Below are 18417 nucleotides of genomic sequence, written 5' to 3' on the forward strand. Positions count from 1 at the left end.
CCACCTCCCCTTGCAGGGGAGGAAAAATTCCTCAGTGGACGAACCGCGCCACGACGTCGCGATAGCTCCGCGACACCTTCACCTGCGCCCCCGACTCGAGCAGCAGGAAGCATTCGCCATTGGTGTGCGGCTTGACCTGCTTGACCAGGTCCAGGTTGACGATGGTCGAGCGATGCACCCGCTGGAAACGCCGCGGATCGAGCCGCTTCTCCAGGTCCTTCATCGTCTCGCGCAGGACCAGCGAATTGTCGCCGGTGTTGATGACCATGTAATCGCCCGCCGCCTCGATCATCTCGATCGTGTCGACATCGACGCGGAAGATCTGGCCGCGATCCTTGATGTTGATGAGCTTCTCGAACCGGCTCGACGCCACTTCGCCGCCCTCGTTCAGGTCCGCGACGGCCTCCGGAGCATGCTCGGCCAGCACTTCCTTCAGCTTTTCGACCTCGCCCGCGCCGCGCTTCTCGTTCAGCCGCTGGCGCACCCGGTCGAGCGTATCGGCCAGCCGCGCTTCTTCGACCGGCTTCATCAGATAATCGACCGCCTGCGCCTCGAACGCGCGCAGGGCATGGTCAGAATAGGCGGTGACGAAGACGAACAGCGGCGGCTCGACCTCCATCAGCCCCTGGATCACCGAAAAACCGTCGAAACCGGGCATCTGGATGTCGAGGAAAACCAGGTCGGGCTTGTGCGTCTTGATCGCGCGGATCGCTTCGCGCCCGTTCGAGCAGCGCTCGATGATCTCGACGTCGTCGTGCGCCTGGAGCCTGATCTCCAGTCCCTGGATCGCCAGGGGCTCGTCGTCGACGAGGATGGTACGGATGGTCATGCGGCCTCTCTATTCACATTCTCAAGCTGGAACGGGATCTCGATCTCGACCGAGTACCCACCAGCTGGCGCGGAGCGGGATTCGAAGCGGTGGTCTGGGCCATAAGCCTGGGCCAGCCGTTCGCGGATATTGGACAGTCCGACGCCGGTCGAAACGCTTGAGGAATGACGGGTCTCGTGCAAGCCGGGGCCGGTATCCGATACGGCGATCCGCACCCGTTGCCCGACCAGTCGCACATCGACGCGGATTTCCGCGCCCTCTTCCTGCGGCGTGACGGCGTATTTGATGGCATTCTCGACCAGCGGCTGGAGCAGCAGCGAAGGTAGACGAGCGCGTTCGGCGCGCGGGTCGATCTCGAAACTCGGGCGCAGGCGGTCCTCGAAGCGCATCTTCTCAATTTCGAGATAGAGTTTCAGGGTTTCAACCTCTTGCGCCACGGTCACATGCGCCGTGGGCTCGTTCGCCAGCGTGTAGCGCAGAAAGGCTGACAGCCGGCTTAACATCGCGTTGGCCCGCTCGGTCTGCTTGAGCAGCACCAGCGTCGAGATGGAATTGAGCGTGTTGAACAGGAAATGCGGGTTGAGCTGATAGCGCAGCATCGCCAACTGCGCCGAGGAGGCCTGCAATTCCAGCGCGCGCATTTCGTCGATCTGGCTCTCGACGATCAGATAATAGTTGATCGCGAAATAGAGGGCCGACCAGCCGGCCAGCACGACGAAGGTGATGAACAAATTGCCGATCAGCAGGGTGACGGTGACGCCCGGCTGGGTCGTGGTGATGAACGAGAAGGAAAAGGCGTTGAGCGCGGCATAGAGAAAGGTCGCCGCCGCCAGCGTCGCCAGGGTCAGGAACACCCCCATGATGCGCGGGATGCGTCGGTAATAGCCGTACAGCGTCGAGAGCAGCAGGGTGATGCAATAGCCCAGGATCGCCTCGATGATCACGGGTATGATCTTCTCCAGCGAGAAGCCGTTGGAGATGCCGACCACCGAGCGCAGCACCAGATAGCCCGACCAGCCGGCCGCCTGCAGCGTCCAGAAGGCGCGCGCCTTGTTCTCGAAAAACGGCCGCACCGACAAGGGGTCGGAAGCGGGGGGCGAAGCGGTGGAGGACGCGACGGGCGAATGCATGGCCATGGCCGGGCGACATCTACACGGCCCATGCGCGAAGGGCAAAGATTGGGGCGAAGGCAAAAAAAGGCCGCCCTTCCCGAAGGAGGGGCGGCCCCGAATGTCCGTCGCCGGACGCGTCAGCTTAGAAGCTGAAGCGCGCGCCGATGCGGATCTGGTACAGCGATTCCTGCGACGAGATCGTGTCGGTCGGCGTCGAGTTCGGCGCCAGGTAGCGATACTGAGCGCAACCCTGCGACGTGTTGGTGGCCACGGCCGAACCCGCCGCAGTGCCGGTCGCGACCGGCGCGGTCAGGCACTGCGCACGGACGGCTGCGATCGTATAGGGGAAGCTGTACTGACGCAGCTGACCCCACTTCTTGTTCAGCAGGTTCGCGAAGTTCTCGACATCCAGGAACACCTGGATGCGCGACGCACCCAGACCCGTCGGGATTTCCTGCGCCAAGTGCAGGTCGATCTTGGTGAACCACTTCGAATTGAACGCGTTGCGCGGCGCGATCTGGCCACGATATTTGTTCAGGCCGGTCGCGTTGATCAGCGCGTTGAGCGTGTCGCGGGTCTGCACCGTATCATAGGACACGCGCGCGTCGTCGATGCCGGTCGGGACGTACAGCAGATAGCGGCTGGTGCCACCGGTGGTCCCGAAGATCGGGCTGCGCTGGTTCGACGCGTCCTGCATCGTCCAGCTATACGGCCGGCCGATACGGGTTTCACCGAACAGGGCGAAGGTGGTCTTGTAGTCGCCGAAGAACGCGCGTTCGAAGGTCAGGTTGTACTTGATGTTGTACTTCACCTGCTCGTTCGAGATGCCATAGGCGGCACCGTTCGGATCGAGGAACGCGCCGTTGCTGTAGTTGGAGTTGGCGGTCGACGAGGTGGCCGGAGCCTGGTCCTTGATGTCCTGATAGGTGAAGCTGGCGCCCAGGTTCAGGCCCAGGTCGAACGTCTTGTCGATCCGCGCCACCGCGATGTAGCTGCGGCCGCGCGTCGTGTTCGTCAGGATGATGTCCGAATTGGTGTCGGCAAACGAGGTCAGCGACGCATAGCGGACACGGCCATCGGGCGTACGAAGCGCAGTGGGCACGACGCGCGCGTCGGTGAAGAACACCTGATTGCGCACCTTCGAGTAGAAGAAGTCCGCACCGAAGTTGAAGCCCGGCAGCGCGTCCGGCGCATAGTCGAACGACAGGGTCGAACGCCACTGCGACGGCAGCTTGAACTTGGGATCGAGCGCGTTGGTCGGCGAAGTCGACGCGATGGTGCCCGCGTTCAGATAGTTGTTCACGACGCCCGGGATCTGGGTCCCGTTGACATTGGTCAGGGCCGCCGCGCCGACGCCGGCAGGCAGGTTGGTGCCGGTGTAGCTGCCGTCGTTGTTCTGGCGGATGTCGATCGCGTTCGACAGGAAGCCGGTGTTCGAGAAGCTGTTCGAGACATAGACGTCCGGCGAGCCGCCCGAGAAGATGCCGACGCCGCCACGGATCGACAGGTCCTTGGTCGGACGCAGATCGAAGCCGATACGCGGCTGGGCGATGCCACGGCCGCTGATATAGGCGGTGTTGGCATAGCCGAGGCGATTGAAGAACGCCTGGTTGAACGCAGGCCGGCTGTGACCGCCATAGACGTCATAGCGGATGCCATAGTCCAGGCTGAACCAGTCGGTGATCCGCCAATTGTCCTGAATACCGAAGGCATAGGACTGGTAGCGGAAGCGTGCCGCCGCATTGATCGGATCGAGGCTCGGCACCGCGTTCGCATAGCGCAGGCGCTGCGCATTGCCCGCCTGGAAGTCGGCGATCGAGTCGAAATAATAATCGCCCGCCGTACGCTGCAGGAACAGGTTCTCGATCTTCGTATCCTGGAAGTCGACGAAGATGCGCAGGTCATGATTGTCGCGGTTCAGACGGCCCTGGAGCAAACCGCCATAGGTGCGGCTGGTCAGTGCGTTCGACTGGCGCGAAATGTCCGGACCGAAATAGACCGAGGCATAACCCGGCGCGCAGGTCGTCGCCGCATTGGCACCCGCCGAGCCCGGATTGGAGCGGTCCGAGGTCGGGGCCGCGCAAACCTGGAACTGGGCGAAACCACGACCCAGGATCGGGTCCTGACCGCGCTTATAATCCTTGTAGAAGGCGCGGAATTCGGTCGAAAACTCATCCGACCAGTCGCTGTTCAGCTGGAACACGCCGGTATGCAGGCGGTTGCTGCTGACATAGCCGTTGGACTCCAGGCCCAGGCTGGGGGCGGTGACCGAGGCGTTCTGACCGAGACGGATCGAGTCCTTGGTGTACAGATACGTCAACGACGCACGCTGCGTATCCGACAAGTTGGCGTCGAGGCGTGCGGCCAGACGATCGTCGCTATCCTGCGAATTGTTCAGGATGCCGCCGGCATTGTAATTGTAGCGCGATTGCGCGATCGACGTGATCTGGTTGACCGTGGCATTGGTCAGCAGGCCGCCGGAATCACCGACGTTCGGGATGACGGTGCCGGCATTGTTCTCGACCGTGCCTTCCACGATCGGAGTGCCCGCGCGGATCCGCTCGCCCGCGACCATGAAGAACAGCTTGTCCTTGATGATCGGACCGGCCAGTTCGGCGCCGAAATTCTGGAACTTGAACGGGGGCAGGGTGACGCGACCCGTGGGGACGCCCGGTCCTGCGGCGGTTTCCTTGCCCCACAGCTTGTCGGACGAATAGGAATAGAAGCCGGTGCCGTGGAAGCTGTTGGTACCCGACTTCAGAATGGCGTTGATCGCGCCGCCCTGGAAATTGCCTTCGCGCACGTCATAGGGCGCGACCTTGGTCTGGAACTGGCCGATGGCGTCGAGCGGAATGGGGCTGCGACGGGTGGGCAGGCCGTCGGGGTTCAGGCCGAAATTGTCGGTGATCGGCACGCCGTCGACCGAGAAGCGGTTGAAGCGCGCATTCTGGCCCGCGAACGAGACGGCACGACCCGAACCGGAAGCATAGTCGAGGCGGGCGAACGGATCGCGGCGCATCAGGTCGCGGATGTCGCGGTTGACGCTGGCTACCTTCGCGATATCCGCTGCGGTCAGAACGGTCACAGGGCCCAGGCTCTTCGAACCGGCGCCAGCGATCGACGAAGCGGTAACGACGATCTCTCCGCCGCTGCCCTGACCATCTGCGGTCAGCTCGACCGGCAGTTCATAAGGAAGGCTCGTCACGGTGAAGATATCCGTGACGCGGGTTTCCTGATAGCCGGGAGCCGAGACGGTGACGGTGAAAGGACCGCCCACGCGCAGACCGGTGGACGAGAAGGAGCCGTCAGGGCCCGAAACCGCCGAGGTCGTGGTACCCGAGGGAACGTTGACGATCGTGATCGTCGCGCCCGCAACAGGCGCGCCGTTGGCGGTGACGGTACCGCGGATTGAAGACGTCGTTTCCTGAGCGGACGCCGCCGCAGGAATCGCGAGCGCGACGACGGCCGCACCCAGGAAGAGAGAATTGCGCATATATGGTCCCCTTTTCGCGCAGGCGCGCGGTCCGACCGTTATTCGGTTCGGTTGAGCGGGCCCCTGCGGTACGAACATTGCCGTTATGTGACAAAATTCATCGGCGCGACAGGGGGTGTTCACTCCGTTTGCGGGCGTTGCAGATTGGCAACGGTGCGCGCGGCCGACCACGCTCTTATCCCGCTCTAATCTCGATTAATTTGATCGTCCGGGGGAAGGCGATTCACTCGCCCTAGCTCGCGGCGACCAGCGCGTTCCAGGCGGCTTCGTCGATGACAGGGATGCCCAGATCCTGCGCCTTCTTCAGCTTCGATCCGGCGCCCGGCCCGGCGATGACCAGGTCGGTCTTGGCGGAGACCGACCCCGATACGCGCGCACCCAGCGCCTCGGCCTGCGCCTTGGCTTCGTCGCGCGACAGGGTTTCGAGCGTGCCGGTGAAGACCAGCGTCTTGCCGCTCACGTCCGATTCGCGGGTCTGGTGGACGACGTCCGCCGGCGTCACCTCGGACAGGAGATCGTCGACGACGTCGCGGTTATGCTCCTCGGCGAAGAAGTCGAGCAGGGCATCGGCGACCTCGGGGCCGATCTGGGGCGTGTCGATCGCAGCGACGATCGCACGCTGGCGGCGGAGTTCGAACTTGCGCTCGGGTTCGCCCAGCGCGGGGACCGTCTCGGCACGGACCTGAAGCGCGGCGTCGATCATCGCGCGGAAGCCCGCCATCGAGACGAATCGGCGAGCGAGGTCGCGCGCGGTGATCTCGCCGACATGGCGGATGCCGAGTGCGAACAGGAAGCGGTCGAGCGAAATGTCGCGCCGTGCGTCGATGGCCGCCAGCAGCTTGTCGACGACCAGTTCCGACATGCGTTCGCGTTGGATCAGCGCCTCGCGATGCTGAGCCAAGCGGAAGATGTCGGCGGGCGAGGCGATCAGACCATCACGGAAGAATTCTTCGACACGAACAAGGCCCAGGCCGGTGATGTCGAAGGCATGGCGCGAGACGAAGTGGATCAGCCGCTCGACCCGCTGGGCCGGGCAGATCAGGCCGCCGGTGCAGCGGATGACGACCTCGCCCTCGCCGCGCGTCGCGAGGCTGCCGCATTCGGGGCAATGGTCGGGGAAGACGAAGGGTTCGCGGGCCACATGGCGGGTCAGATTCTCTACGATCTGCGGGATCACGTCGCCGGCGCGTTGCAGGACGACTCGGTCGCCAGGACGGACGCCGAGCCGTTCGATCTCATCGGCATTGTGGAGCGTGGCGTTGGTCACGACCACGCCGCCGACCGTCACCGCCTCCAGCCGCGCGACCGGAGTCAGCGCGCCGGTGCGGCCGACCTGGATGTCGATCCGCTCCAGCGTCGTCTGCGCGCGTTCGGCCGGGAATTTGTGGGCGATCGCCCAACGCGGCGTGCGCCCGACAATGCCCAGTCGCGCCTGCCAGTCGAGCCGGTCGACCTTGTAGACGACGCCGTCGATATCGAAGGGCAGGTCGGCCCGCTGCGCCTCGATGGTGCGATAGACGGCCAGCGCGGCGGCGGCGTCGGGCACGCGGGCGAAGGCTTCGGCGATGGGGAAGCCCCAGCGGCGCCATGTCTCGACCATGTCGAACTGGGTTTCGGCTGGTACCTCGCTTGCCTCGCCCCAGCCATGCGCCAGGAAGCGCAAGGGGCGGCCGGCGGTGATCGCCGGATTCTTCTGGCGCAGCGATCCGGCGGCGGCGTTGCGTGGATTGGCGAACTGCCGCGCTTCCTTGCCCGTCTCGGCCGCCTCCTGTGCGAGGCGGGCGTTGAGCGCGGTGAAGTCGACCTTGCTCATATAGACTTCGCCGCGCACCTCGAACACGGTCGGGGCGGGCGCGGGCAGGGACTGGGGTATGTCGGCTATGGTGCGGACATTCTCGGTCACGTCCTCACCGATCGTCCCGTCGCCCCGCGTCAGCGCCTGGACCAGTCGCCCGTCGACATAGCGCAGCGAGCAGGACAGGCCATCGATCTTAGGCTCGGCGGTCAGGGTGACAGGCTCGTCGTCGGGCAGCTTCAGGTAACGGCGGACGCGGCCGATAAACTCCTCGACCTCCTCATCGCTAAACGCGTTGTCCAGGCTGGTCATCGGCCGGGCATGGGCGACCTTGGCCAGATGCGCGGCGGGGGCGGCGCCGACCTGTCGGTTGGGCGAATCGCTGCGGATCAGATGAGGAAAGGCCGCCTCGATCGCCATGTTGCGGCGGATCAGCGCGTCATAATCGGCGTCCGAAATCTCGGGCGCATCCTCGGTGTGGTAGAGGCGGTTATGATGCGCGATCTCGCGGGCGAGCGCCTCCAGATCGGCGGCGGCTTCGAGATCGGTTTGCGGCAGGGCAGGGAGGGCAGTCACGCCGCCCGTGCTAGTCCACCCCTTGGCAAAGGATCAAGCGGCAGGCGGCGCAAAGGCGGTCGGATCAACCGATATGCGAGGGGGGCACCGCGCGGCTGGCGGCAACCGCCGGCGAATCCTGTCCATGGGCGATCAGCCAGCCGCAGGCCTGCTCGATATGGATGCCGACCATCGCCAGGTTCATCTTGTCGGCCAGCAACAGGCAAGACTGAAGTCCCGTCATCAGGACGGTCATATCGTTTGTATCGTCAATCGCAGCAGGTTTGAGCGGAGACACGGGCATTCGACGCATCCAGCATGGAAGTCAGGACGATCTGACCCGCACAGCATATCATTTTCGTCTCAGCTATAAAACAGCATTCGGACCTGCAACTCAGGCGGTCTCGATCAGGCGATCGGCCTGGGCGCGCGCCTCGTCGGTGATGGTCGCGCCCGAGAGCATCCGGGCGATCTCCTCCCGCCGCTCGTCCGCGCCCAGCGCGCGGACGCCGGTGCGGGTGACCGTGCCGTCATGGCTTTTCGCGATCAGCAAATGCGCGGCGCCGCGCGCGGCGACCTGCGGACTATGGGTCACCACCAGCAATTGCGTCCGCTGTGCCAAGCGATGCAGCCGGTCGCCGATCGCCGAGGCCACCGCGCCGCCGACACCGCGATCGATCTCGTCGAAGATCATCGTCGTCGCGCCACCCTCTTCGGCGAGCGCGACCTTCAGCGCCAGGATGAAGCGCGACAATTCGCCGCCACTGGCGATCTTCATGAGCGGAGCGAAGGGCGCACCGGGGTTGGTCGAGATTTCGAACTCGATCCGGTCCTTGCCCGCCGCCGACCAGCCCGAGGGCTCGGCCGGCACGACCATGGTGCGGAAGCGCGCGGCATCGAGCTTGAGCGGCGCGAGTTCGCTCTTCACCGCGCGGTCGAGCCGTTCGGCGGCCTCGGTACGCGCGCGGGAGACGGCGGCGGCGGCCTTGTCATAGGCGGTGCGCGCGGTGGAGACGGCGGCTTCCAACCGGCCAATGCCTTCCTCGCCCGCGTCGAGGCGTTCGAGGCGACCGCGAAGCTGCTCGGTCAGATCGGCCAGTTCGTCCGGCTGCACGCGGTGCTTGCGCGCCATGCCGCGCAATTCGAACAGCCGCGCCTCATCCTCCTCCAGTGCGCGCGGATCATAGGCGAGCTCGCGATGCGCCTCGACCAGCCGGTCTTCGGCCAGCGACGCTTCGATCACCGCGCGATCGATCGCGGCGAGCGCCTCGGCCAATATGGGGTGATCCTCGGATATGCGCTCCAGCACGCGTGCGGCCTGGCGCAGGCCGGCCAGCGCACCGTCCGAGCCTTGCAGATGCTCCTCGATCGCGCCCAGTTCGCCGGCGATCTTCTCCGATCGCTGCATCGTCCGGCGGCGATCGGCCAGCGCCTCTTCCTCGCCGGGTTCGGGGGCCAGCTTGGTCAGCTCGGCAACCGCATGCTCCAACCATTCGCGGTCTCGCGCTGCAGCCTCGATCTCCTCGTGGGCGCTGGTCAGCGCAGCCTCAGCCTCGCGCAGCCGGGCCCAGGCGGCGGCGACCGCCGATGTGTCGATCCGACCGAAACTGTCGAGCATCGCGCGGTGGCCGCGCGGGTTTAGCAGGCCGCGATCGTCATGCTGGCCATGGATCTCGACCAGAAAAGGCGCGATCTCACGGAGCAGTGCGGCGGAGGCCGGCTGGCTGTTGACGAAGCCCCGGCTGCCGCCATCGGCCTTGACCTGGCGTCGCACGATCAGCGGCTCGCCCGGCTCCACCGCGATACCCGCCTCGTCCAGAATGGCGGCCAAGCGGCTATCGGGGGCGGGGGGCTCGAAACTGGCGGTGACGATCGCTTGACCCGCGCCATGACGGACCAGTCCGCTGTCGCCGCGCCCGCCCAGCGCCAGCCCCAGCGCGTCGAGCAGGATCGATTTGCCCGCCCCGGTCTCGCCCGTCAGGACACCCAGGCCCCGGCCGAAATCAAGATCCAGCGCCTCGATCAGCACGACATCGCGAATGGACAATGCGGTCAGCATGGCGGGCGATATAAAGCCAAATGCCGCGCGATGTTATCCCCCCGATGCGAAAATGATCCCGATTTGTTCGGGGTGTCCGTCATGGCGAGCGTATCGACGCCATCCAGAGCATCCGACGCGGGACCCTGGATGGCTTCGCTATGCTCGCCCCATGACAAAAAAGGGGATCAGCCGGTGGGCGAGCTGTTGTTGCCGGTCGGCGTCGGGCGGCCGGGGGCGGCGGCGCTGGGGGTGACGGTACCGCCGCTGCCCGGCAGGCCGATATTGACCGAACCCGGCGTGCCGGTCGGCACCACGGGCTGGCCTGGCTGGATCGCGGGGATCGGCTGCACCGGATATTCGCGCATCAGCTTATAGGCGCGGTTATACCAGTCGCTGCCCGGATAATTGGCGCCCAGCACGGCGGCGGCGCGCTCGGCCTCGGGGCGCACGCCCAGCGCCAGATAGGTCTCGGTCAGCCGCATCAGCGCCTCGGGCGTGTGGCTGGTCGTCTGGTACTTGTCGACCACGGTGCGGAACCGCATCGACGCCGCCAGCCACTGGTGGCGATCCTCGTAGAAGCGGCCGATCTCCATTTCCTTGCCGGCCAGGTGATCGTTGACCAGGTCGACCTTCAACCGCGCATCGGCGGCATAGCGGGTGTTGGGATAGCGGCGCATCAGCTCGCCCAGCGCGTCGAGCGCCTGGCGGGTGATCTTCTGGTCGCGGGTGACGTCCTGAATCTGCTCATAATAGCCGAGCGCGATCAGATAATAGGCATAGGGCGCGTCGCGATTGCCCGGATGGACCGCCAGGAAGCGCTGCGCCGACTGGATCGACTGGGTATAGTCGCGACCCAGATAATAGCTGAACGCGCTCATCAACTGCGCACGGCGGGCCCAGATCGAATAGGGGTGCTGACGCTCCACCTCGTCGAAGAGCAGCGCGGCCTCCTTGTAACGGTGCTGGTCCAGCCGCTGCTTGGCGGCCGTATACAGCGTGCCGACGTCGCGTGCGACATAGGGCAGGTCGGTGCGGGTACGGTTGCGGGCGCAACCCGCGATCGGAAGGGCCAGAGCGGCGATCAGCGCCAGCGACAGCGCACGGGAACGGGGGTTACGCATCGCGCATGTCCTTAGCGCAGCCGAAGGGCGGGGAACAGTCCCCGCGCGCATGCCATGTGCCAAGGCTTCCGACAGAGCGCTTGAACGCCGTGGGGCCACGCGGCATGGACAGGCGAACGGGCGGAACGGCCCATCGCCCGGACGGTTGAACCGTCACCTGATCGGAAGGATTGTCGACCCATGCCCGCCACGCTGCTCCACACCCACCGCGTCGAAAAGCCCTGGGGCCGTCACACGCTATATCCGGGGTTCGAGGATGCCGCGCCGGACGGCGCGCCGATCGGCGAGGTGTGGTTCCAGGAGCCGGGCGACACCTCGCCCGACTTGCTGATCAAATATCTGTTCACCAGCGAGAAGCTGTCGGTGCAGGTCCATCCCGATGACGAACAGGCCCAGGCCCGCGGCCTGCCGCGCGGCAAGGACGAATGCTGGACGATCCTGACCGCCGAGCCCGATTCGACCATCGCGCTGGGCCCCAAGGCGCCGATGACGAAGGAACAGCTCCGCGCCGATGCGCGTGACGGCTCGATCGAGGCCGATCTCGACTGGGTGCCGGTTAAGGAAGGCGATTTCTATTATGCGCCTTCGGGCACGATCCATGCCATCGGCGCGGGTCTGACCGTGATTGAGGTGCAGCAGAATAGCGAGACGACCTACCGCCTCTATGATTATGGCAGCGACCGCGAGCTGCATCTGGAAGACGGCGTCGATGTCGCGCATCTGACCCCTTATCAGCCGATCGTCTCGCCCGGCCCGGCGAGCGAGGGGCGCGACATCCTGGTCGAGGGGCCGAAATTCGTGCTCGAGCGCTGGGCGGCGGGCGATCATGCGGTGGACCTGCCCGAGGGGCGGACGGCGTGGCTGATCCCCATCACGGGAAGCGGTTCGGTCGCGGGTGTCGATTTCAAGGCCGGGCAGTGCCTGACGGTCACCGGTGCCGAGACGATCCACCTGTCGTCGGACGGCGATGCCCTGTTCGCCTATGCCGGAACGCAGCGGCTTTAAGGCCTTCAAATTCCTCCCCTGCAAGGGGGCAGTTCGAGGGCCTGACGGAGGGTATCCCGCCCTGTGAGGGAATACTTCATCGCCACCGGCGATACCCCTCCATCATGCTACGCATGGTCCCCTCCCCTATGGAGGAGGGGAATTTGATGCCGGTTCGTCTTAGAAATACCCCGGCACTTCGCGCTGTGCCGGGGAGGGCGCCATCGGCTGGACCAGCTTGCGCGGGCCGTCATCGGCCGACTGGGCGGTGGCGGAGGCGCTGATCGGCGTGCAGCTCTTGCCCTGGAGGAAGTCCAGCGCGGCGCGGGTCGAGGCTTCCTGCGGGTCGCCCATCCGCCGGGTCAGGTCGTCGCCCGCGCGGCAGCTTGCCGGGACCACGCTGGCCAGGCCGTTATAATAATCGCCCTGGCGATTGGAGTTCTGAATTGCGATCGCGATCACGCGCAGGCGGTCGTCGCATTCGGCCTTGTCCAGCCCGATCTGGCCCACCGGCTTGCCATAGGTATTGGCACCGATCAGCCCCGAGCGCGCGCCCATATAGGGCAGGGTCCGGTTGAGCACGAGTTCGCTGGCCGAGGCGGTACCGCCGGTGCCGATAAAGGCGATGCGCGTCGGCACGATCGATTCGGGCTGCGGCGCGAAGAAGGTGGTCGAATTGTTGGACGCCTTGCTAGCGCGGAAGGCGGTATAGCCCATCACGTCCGATGTCTGGCGATCGCCGCCCAGCAGATTGTTGAACAGATCCGCGATGCTCAGGCGGCCGCCGCCATTATAGCGGAAATCGACGATGACCTGATTGATACCCTGCTGTTTGAAGGTGGAGAAGGCGGCGCGCAGCTGCGGATCGGCGGCGTCGATGAAGGTGCGCAGGTTGATATAGCCATAGCGCTGGCCATGCTCGACGATCACCTGTGTGCCGTAATTGGGCGAGACGGGCTGCAGATTGAACTGCGCCTTGGTCAGCGTGACGGTGCGGACATTGCCCGAGGTGTCGGCGACGCGCAGCGTGCGCGAGGTGCCGACCGTATCCGGACCAAAAGCATTGGAGATGCCGTTATTGGGGTCGGCGCGGACGATATCCGAGATGGACCGGATATCGCTGGTCGAGGTGCCGATGCCCTGGATCTCGGTGCCCCGGTCGATCCCGGCGGCCAGCGCCGCGCCGCCTTCGAACGCTTCGGCGATCATCAGCTTGGTCTGGCTGGCATCCGCGGTCAGGCGGAAGCCGAAACCGGCATCGGCGCCGGTGGAATTGAACGCTTCCTCTTCCTTGATCGAGGTGATGTAGGTGAAATAGCGATCCTTGCGCTGCGCCCGCGCGGTCGCGGTCAGATAGTCGATATAGTCGCTGACCGTCGAATAGCCGGAGGGATCGCGATTGGCGGGCAGCGTCTCGGGGAAGAGATACCATTCGTCCAACTGCGCCGCGACCCAGTTCTGCCGGCTGCGCAGCGAACAACCATTGGTCGATCCGCTGATCGTCCCGGTGCCGTTGCCGTTGCTGGTCGACGCGACCTGACCGCTATCGCCACCACCGCATCCCGCCAGTGTCGCCGCCAACGCCAGCGTCGTACCCAGACGTCCGAATCGCGCCATTCCATCCCCCTGCCTCAAGTTCAGGGCTGGATAGCCCATCGTCATGACTGTGTCAGCGGCGATGTTTCGCCAGGATGAACGATCAACAACTTGCGTTCCGCCGCCATCATCTTTGTTAAGGAAGAGTAGGTGATGGTAAGATAATATTGAGAGTGGAGGGGCAAAAGCGGTGCAAATGGACCGCGCGTTGCGGGCCCAAGGCAGGTATAAGATGTCATGCTGCACGTCCTGACCCTGTCCAGCCTGTTCCCCGATGCGACGCGGCCCAATTTCGGCGTGTTCGTCGAACGGCAGACGGCGGCGCTGATGGCCCGGCCGGGGGTGGCGGTGCGCGTGGTCGCCCCGATCGGCCTGCCGGTCTGGCCGCTGGCGCGGGCCAGTCGGTTTCGGGCGCAGGCGGCGCTTCCTCTGCGCGAGACATGGCACGGGCTGGACGTGTCGCGGCCGCGCTTCGTGACCGTGCCGGGGACGGGCGGGCGATTCCATGTCGCCACGCTCGTCCGCGCGCTTGGCCCGGTGCTCGACGCGCTATGGGCCGAACAGCGATTCGACGTGATCGATGCTTCCTTCTTCTTTCCCGATGGACCGGCGGCGGTGGCGATGGGGCGGCGATATGGCGTGCCGGTGTCGATCAAGGCACGCGGGGCCGATATCCATCATTGGGGCCATGCCCCCGCGACGCGCGCGCAGGTGGCACAGGCGGCACGGAATGCGGACGGGCTGCTCGCGGTCAGCGACGCGATGGCCGACGATGTCGCCACGCTGGGCGTGCCGCGCCAGCATATCCGCGTCCATCACACCGGCGTCGATCAGGCCCGGTTTCAGCCGATCGACCGTGGCGAGGCCAAGCGGACACTGGGTGTCACCGGCCCGCTGGTCCTGTCGCTGGGCGCGCTGATCCCGCGTAAGGGGCATGGCGTCGTCATCGATGCGGTGGCGCGGCTGCCCGGCGTGACGCTGATGATCGTGGGCGAGGGGGGCGACCGCGAGGCGCTGGCGGCGCGGGCGCGGCGGCTGGGCATCGCCGATCGCGTTCGGCTGGTCGGCGGCATCCCGCATGACGAACTGCCGGCGCTGCTCGGCGCGGCGGATGTCATGGCGCTGGCGTCGGTTTCGGAAGGACTGGCCAATGCCTGGGTCGAGGCGCTCGCGTGCGGTACGCCGATCGTCATCACCCCGGCGGGTGGTGCCCGCGATGTGGTGACCAGCCGCGCGGCTGGGCGAATCGCCACTGCGGATGCCGGGGCCTTCGCCACCGCGATCGGCGAGGTGCTGGCTCAGGCGCCCGATCCCTGGACGGTGCGGGCGGCGGTGCGGGATTTCACCTGGCCGGCCAATGCGGCGGCGCTCCACTCGCATCTGGCGGAACTGGTCGGACGCCGGAGCGAGGCCGTCGACCGATAGGTCTTCGCGCCGTCAGGCGTCGAGCGGGTAGAGCGCGGCGACGATCTTGCGTCCCTCGCTGCGCAGCACGCCCCAGGCGCGCGCGGCGGCGCGGCTGTCCATCGCCTCGACGCCGAGGCCCGCCGCGTCCATCGCCGCACGGAAGGCGGCCGGCGGCCGGCGCAATTCCGCGCCGGTGCCGAGCAGCAGGAATTCGGGCGCTTCGTCGATCAGCGCCTGTACCGATCGCACATCCAGCGCGTCGAAGGCCGGGGGCCTCCACGGCTCATGCCAGTCGGGCGAGAGCAGCAGCGCGGGATAGGCGATCTCCCCGACCCGGTAACCATTGGCGGCAAAGCCACGGACGATCGGGCCGGGGGCGGTGGGATCGCGGGTGATGCGGATCGAGTCGCTCATGCCCGATCCATCATCCTTCACGCGGTGTGATTCGCTCGGCCTCGGCGATGGTGCGCTTGTCGGTCGTGCCCGGCTTCTCCCGGTTCGGCTCGGCGCGCAGGCCCAGAGAGATCAGCAGCGAGGACGAGACGTAGATCGACGAATAGGTGCCGACCACGATGCCCAGGATCATCGCCGCCGTGAAGCCGCGCAGCACATGGCCGCCGAGCAGCAGCAGGGCGGTCAGCGCCAGCAGGATGGTGACCGAGGTCATCACCGTGCGCGGCAGCGTCTCGTTGACCGACAGGTTGATGATCTCGCGCATGTCCATCTTGCGATAGCGGCGCATATTCTCGCGGATACGGTCGTCGATGACGATCTTGTCGTTGATCGAATAGCCGATGATGGTCAGGAACGCCGCGATGATCGTCAGGTCGAGTTCGAACTGGGTGATCGCGAAGAAGCCGAGCGTCACCAAAAGATCGTGGACGATCGCGACGATGGTCGACACGCCGAACTGCCATTCGAAACGGAAGATGGCGAACAGGCCGATGCCCAGGATCGCCAGGACGACCGCGAGCACGCCGTGCTTGATCAACTCGCCCGACACCTTGCCCGACACCGTGTCGTAACGGCTGAAGGTCGCGCCGGGGAATTGCTGGCCCAGCGCGGCCTCGACCTTGCGGACCACGGCGTTGGTCGCGCCTTCGTCCTTGGACTCGGGCACGGGCAGGCGGATGCTGATGGTGCGGCCATCGCCGACCGTCTGGATATTGGCTTCGCCCACGCCCAGGCCATCGACGACCGAACGGACCCGATCGGCCGAGGGCGGGGTGGGGAATTTCTCTTCGATCATCAGGCCGCCGACAAAGTCGACGCCCAGATTGAGGCCCCGTGCGAAGGTGACGCCGACCGCCAGCAGGGTGAGCGCGAGCGTCAGCCCGAACGCCCAGCCGCGCAGGCGGACAAAGTCGATATTCGTATTGTCGGGGACGAGTTTCAGGAGGCGCATGATCTGTTCTCCTGCCTCAAATATTGATGGTCTTGGGCTTTTCGCGGCGCAACCACAGCGCCACGAGCATCCGCGTGAAGGTAACGGCGGTGAACACGCTGGTCGCGATGCCGATCAGCAGCACGACCGCGAAACCCTTCACCGGCCCCGAGCCGAGCACGAGCATGATGACACCCGAGATGGCGTGGGTCACATTCGCCTCGAAGATCGTCCGGCTGGCTTCCTTGTAACCCAGCTCGACCGACTGGACGACGCTTCGTCCGCGCCGTCGTTCTTCGCGAATGCGCTCGTTGATCAGCACGTTCGCGTCGACCGCCGTGCCGATGGTCAGCACGAAGCCCGCGATACCCGGCAGGGTCAGCGTCGCGTTGAGCATCGCCATCACGGCCAGGATGACCAGCACGTTGATGACGACCGCGATGTTCGCATAGATGCCGAAGCGACCATAGGTGAGGGTCATGAACACGATCACCGCGACCGCCGCGATCGCGGAGGCGAGGATGCCCGCGTGGATCGAGTCGGCGCCCAGGTCCGGGCCGACGGTGCGCTCTTCGACGACCTTCAGATCGATCGGCAGCTTGCCCGAACGCAGCGAGATCGCCAGCTGATTGGCGGTATCGACGGTGAAGTTGCCGCTGATCGAGGCGCGTCCGCCCAGGATCGGTTCGTTGATATTGGGGGCGGAAAGCACTTGGCCATCGAGGATGATGGCAAAGGGCTTGCCGGTATTTTCCTGAGTGATCCGCGCAAACTTGCGGCCGCCCTGCGCGTCGAAGGTGATCGCCACCTGCGGCGCATTGGTCTGCTGGTCGAAGGTCTGCTGCGCGTCGATCAGCTGGTCGCCCGAGATGATGACCGGCCGCTTGACCGCAATCACCGGCGCGCCCAGCGGATTGCCGGGATAGGGCAGGACCTGGCTGCCGGCCGGGGCATTGCCCTTGGCCACGTCGACCGGGTTCGCGGTCGTGTCGACCAGCTTGAATTCCAGCTTGGCGGTCTTGCCGATCAGATCCTTGAGCTGCTGCGGATCCTGAAGGCCCGGCACCTGCACCACGATGCGGTTGCTGCCCTGTTGCAGGATCGTCGGTTCCTTGGTGCCCAGCGCGTCGATGCGCCGCCGGACGACCTCGGTCGCGGTCTTCATCGCGGTGTCGATCGCCTGGTTCAGGCCCGCCTGGGTCGGCTTCAACACGAAGCGCGAGGTGTCGACGACCTGGATATCCCATTCGCGCTGGCCGGTCATGCCCGCCCCGCCGCCGGTGATCGACAGCAGCCGCTCACGCGCCGCATCGACCTGGGTCGGATCGCGCAGCATGAAGCTGAGCTGGCCATTGCGCACCGAGATGTCCCCGATGTCGATACGTGGATTGCCGCGCCGCATTTCGGCCGCGACCTGGTCGCGCATCGTCTCCAGCCGCGAATTGGCAAGATCGGCAGTGTCCGCCTCCAGCAGCAGATAGCTACCGCCCGCCAGATCGAGCCCGAGATTCACGCGCGGGTGCGGGATGGCCCCCCATTTGTTCGTGACGCTTTCGGGCAGAAAGCTGGGGATCGCCAACAGGCACAGGGCCGCCAGCAGCGCGATGATGGAAGCGACCTTCCAGCGGGGGAAATCCAGCATCGAAGGCTCAGTCGTTCGCGGGCTTGGCGTTGGGGCCGACCACGTCGGTCAACGTCGCCTTGACCACGCGGACGCGGACATTGGGTGCGATCTCGACCTCGACCAGCTGGTCCTCGACGCGGGTCACCTTGCCGACGATGCCGCCTGCCGTGGTGACCTGATCGCCCTTCTTGACCCCCTCGATCGACGCCTGCAGCGTCTTCATCCGGCGCTGTTGCGGGCGGATCATCAGGAAATAGAAGACCACGAATACGAGGAGGAGCGGCGCAAGGCTGAGGAACGAGGCGGCGCCGCTCGATGCGGCGGCCCCGCTGGCGGCGGCCGCCGCGGCGACTGGGGCGGTGAAGGGAATGAACATTCGGACCCGTCTATGCTGAATGGGCACGGGCACCCGCCGACCGCGAACGATCGACCAGCCCCCATGTCGGATAGCCTGCCCGCTACCATCGCAGGCGGAC

Annotated in this window: 14 protein-coding genes; 2 read left to right on the forward strand and 12 right to left on the reverse strand. The window is 65.7% G+C overall.

Annotation, left to right across the window (positions count from 1 at the left end; translation table 11 throughout):
* Window positions 1-31: 31 nt before the first annotated feature.
* The 7 genes from SP6_RS14440 to SP6_RS14465 form a co-directional block, all read right to left on the reverse strand.
* Entirely contained in the window at window positions 32-829 is a 798-nt protein-coding gene (locus SP6_RS14440; protein WP_007406732.1) for a LytR/AlgR family response regulator transcription factor, read from the reverse strand.
* The gene (locus SP6_RS14445; RefSeq protein WP_042469327.1) at window positions 826-1959 is read right to left on the reverse strand and encodes a sensor histidine kinase; all 1134 of its coding nucleotides are present in this window, start codon (window positions 1957-1959) and stop codon (window positions 826-828) included. Before SP6_RS14445 ends, SP6_RS14440 begins: the two co-directional genes overlap by 4 nt.
* Before the next feature lie 124 nt (window positions 1960-2083).
* Window positions 2084-5434 carry a TonB-dependent receptor gene (locus tag SP6_RS14450; protein ID WP_007406733.1) on the reverse strand — a complete coding sequence of 1117 codons (3351 nt, stop codon included), beginning with the start codon at window positions 5432-5434 and terminating at the stop codon, window positions 2084-2086.
* A gap of 232 nt (window positions 5435-5666) precedes the next feature.
* Window positions 5667-7805, reverse strand: a complete 2139-nt coding sequence (ligA, locus tag SP6_RS14455) for an NAD-dependent DNA ligase LigA (protein WP_007406743.1) — start codon at window positions 7803-7805, stop codon at window positions 5667-5669.
* Between the two features lie 64 nt (window positions 7806-7869).
* Window positions 7870-8040 carry a hypothetical protein gene (locus SP6_RS21040; protein WP_007406747.1) on the reverse strand — a complete coding sequence of 57 codons (171 nt, stop codon included), beginning with the start codon at window positions 8038-8040 and terminating at the stop codon, window positions 7870-7872.
* 138 nt (window positions 8041-8178) lie between these two features.
* Window positions 8179-9843 carry a DNA repair protein RecN gene (recN, locus tag SP6_RS14460; RefSeq protein ID WP_007406746.1) on the reverse strand — a complete coding sequence of 555 codons (1665 nt, stop codon included), beginning with the start codon at window positions 9841-9843 and terminating at the stop codon, window positions 8179-8181.
* Between the two features lie 167 nt (window positions 9844-10010).
* The gene (locus tag SP6_RS14465) at window positions 10011-10946 is read right to left on the reverse strand and encodes an outer membrane protein assembly factor BamD (RefSeq protein WP_007406742.1); all 936 of its coding nucleotides are present in this window, start codon (window positions 10944-10946) and stop codon (window positions 10011-10013) included.
* Window positions 10947-11126: 180 nt separating this feature from the next.
* Here SP6_RS14465 and SP6_RS14470 point away from each other — a divergent pair, with 180 nt between their 5' ends.
* The gene (locus SP6_RS14470) at window positions 11127-11951 is read left to right on the forward strand and encodes a pirin family protein (RefSeq protein ID WP_007406753.1); all 825 of its coding nucleotides are present in this window, start codon (window positions 11127-11129) and stop codon (window positions 11949-11951) included.
* 159 nt (window positions 11952-12110) lie between these two features.
* Here SP6_RS14470 and SP6_RS14475 read toward each other — a convergent pair whose 3' ends face one another.
* Window positions 12111-13547, reverse strand: coding sequence for a S41 family peptidase (locus SP6_RS14475; protein ID WP_007406749.1), 1437 nt, complete (start codon window positions 13545-13547; stop codon window positions 12111-12113).
* Window positions 13548-13763: 216 nt separating this feature from the next.
* On the opposite strand from SP6_RS14475, the gene SP6_RS14480 reads away from it, so the two are divergent.
* The gene (locus SP6_RS14480) at window positions 13764-14951 is read left to right on the forward strand and encodes a glycosyltransferase (protein ID WP_007406756.1); all 1188 of its coding nucleotides are present in this window, start codon (window positions 13764-13766) and stop codon (window positions 14949-14951) included.
* 12 nt (window positions 14952-14963) lie between these two features.
* Here the strand turns inward: SP6_RS14480 and SP6_RS14485 are convergent, their stop codons facing one another.
* From SP6_RS14485 to yajC, 4 genes are read right to left on the reverse strand one after another with little or no spacing between them, the layout of a single operon-like run.
* Window positions 14964-15347, reverse strand: coding sequence for an MTH938/NDUFAF3 family protein (locus SP6_RS14485; RefSeq protein ID WP_042469328.1), 384 nt, complete (start codon window positions 15345-15347; stop codon window positions 14964-14966).
* A gap of 10 nt (window positions 15348-15357) precedes the next feature.
* A complete protein-coding gene (gene secF, locus SP6_RS14490; protein ID WP_007406737.1) occupies window positions 15358-16338 on the reverse strand; it encodes a protein translocase subunit SecF in 981 nt (326 codons plus the stop codon).
* Window positions 16339-16354: 16 nt separating this feature from the next.
* Window positions 16355-17959, reverse strand: coding sequence for a protein translocase subunit SecD (gene secD, locus SP6_RS14495; protein ID WP_007406750.1), 1605 nt, complete (start codon window positions 17957-17959; stop codon window positions 16355-16357).
* Window positions 17960-17966: 7 nt separating this feature from the next.
* Window positions 17967-18317, reverse strand: coding sequence for a preprotein translocase subunit YajC (gene yajC, locus SP6_RS14500; RefSeq protein WP_007406752.1), 351 nt, complete (start codon window positions 18315-18317; stop codon window positions 17967-17969).
* Window positions 18318-18417 lie beyond the last annotated feature (100 nt).

Source organism: Sphingomonas paucimobilis NBRC 13935 (assembly GCF_000739895.2).
Taxonomy (GTDB): domain Bacteria; phylum Pseudomonadota; class Alphaproteobacteria; order Sphingomonadales; family Sphingomonadaceae; genus Sphingomonas; species Sphingomonas paucimobilis.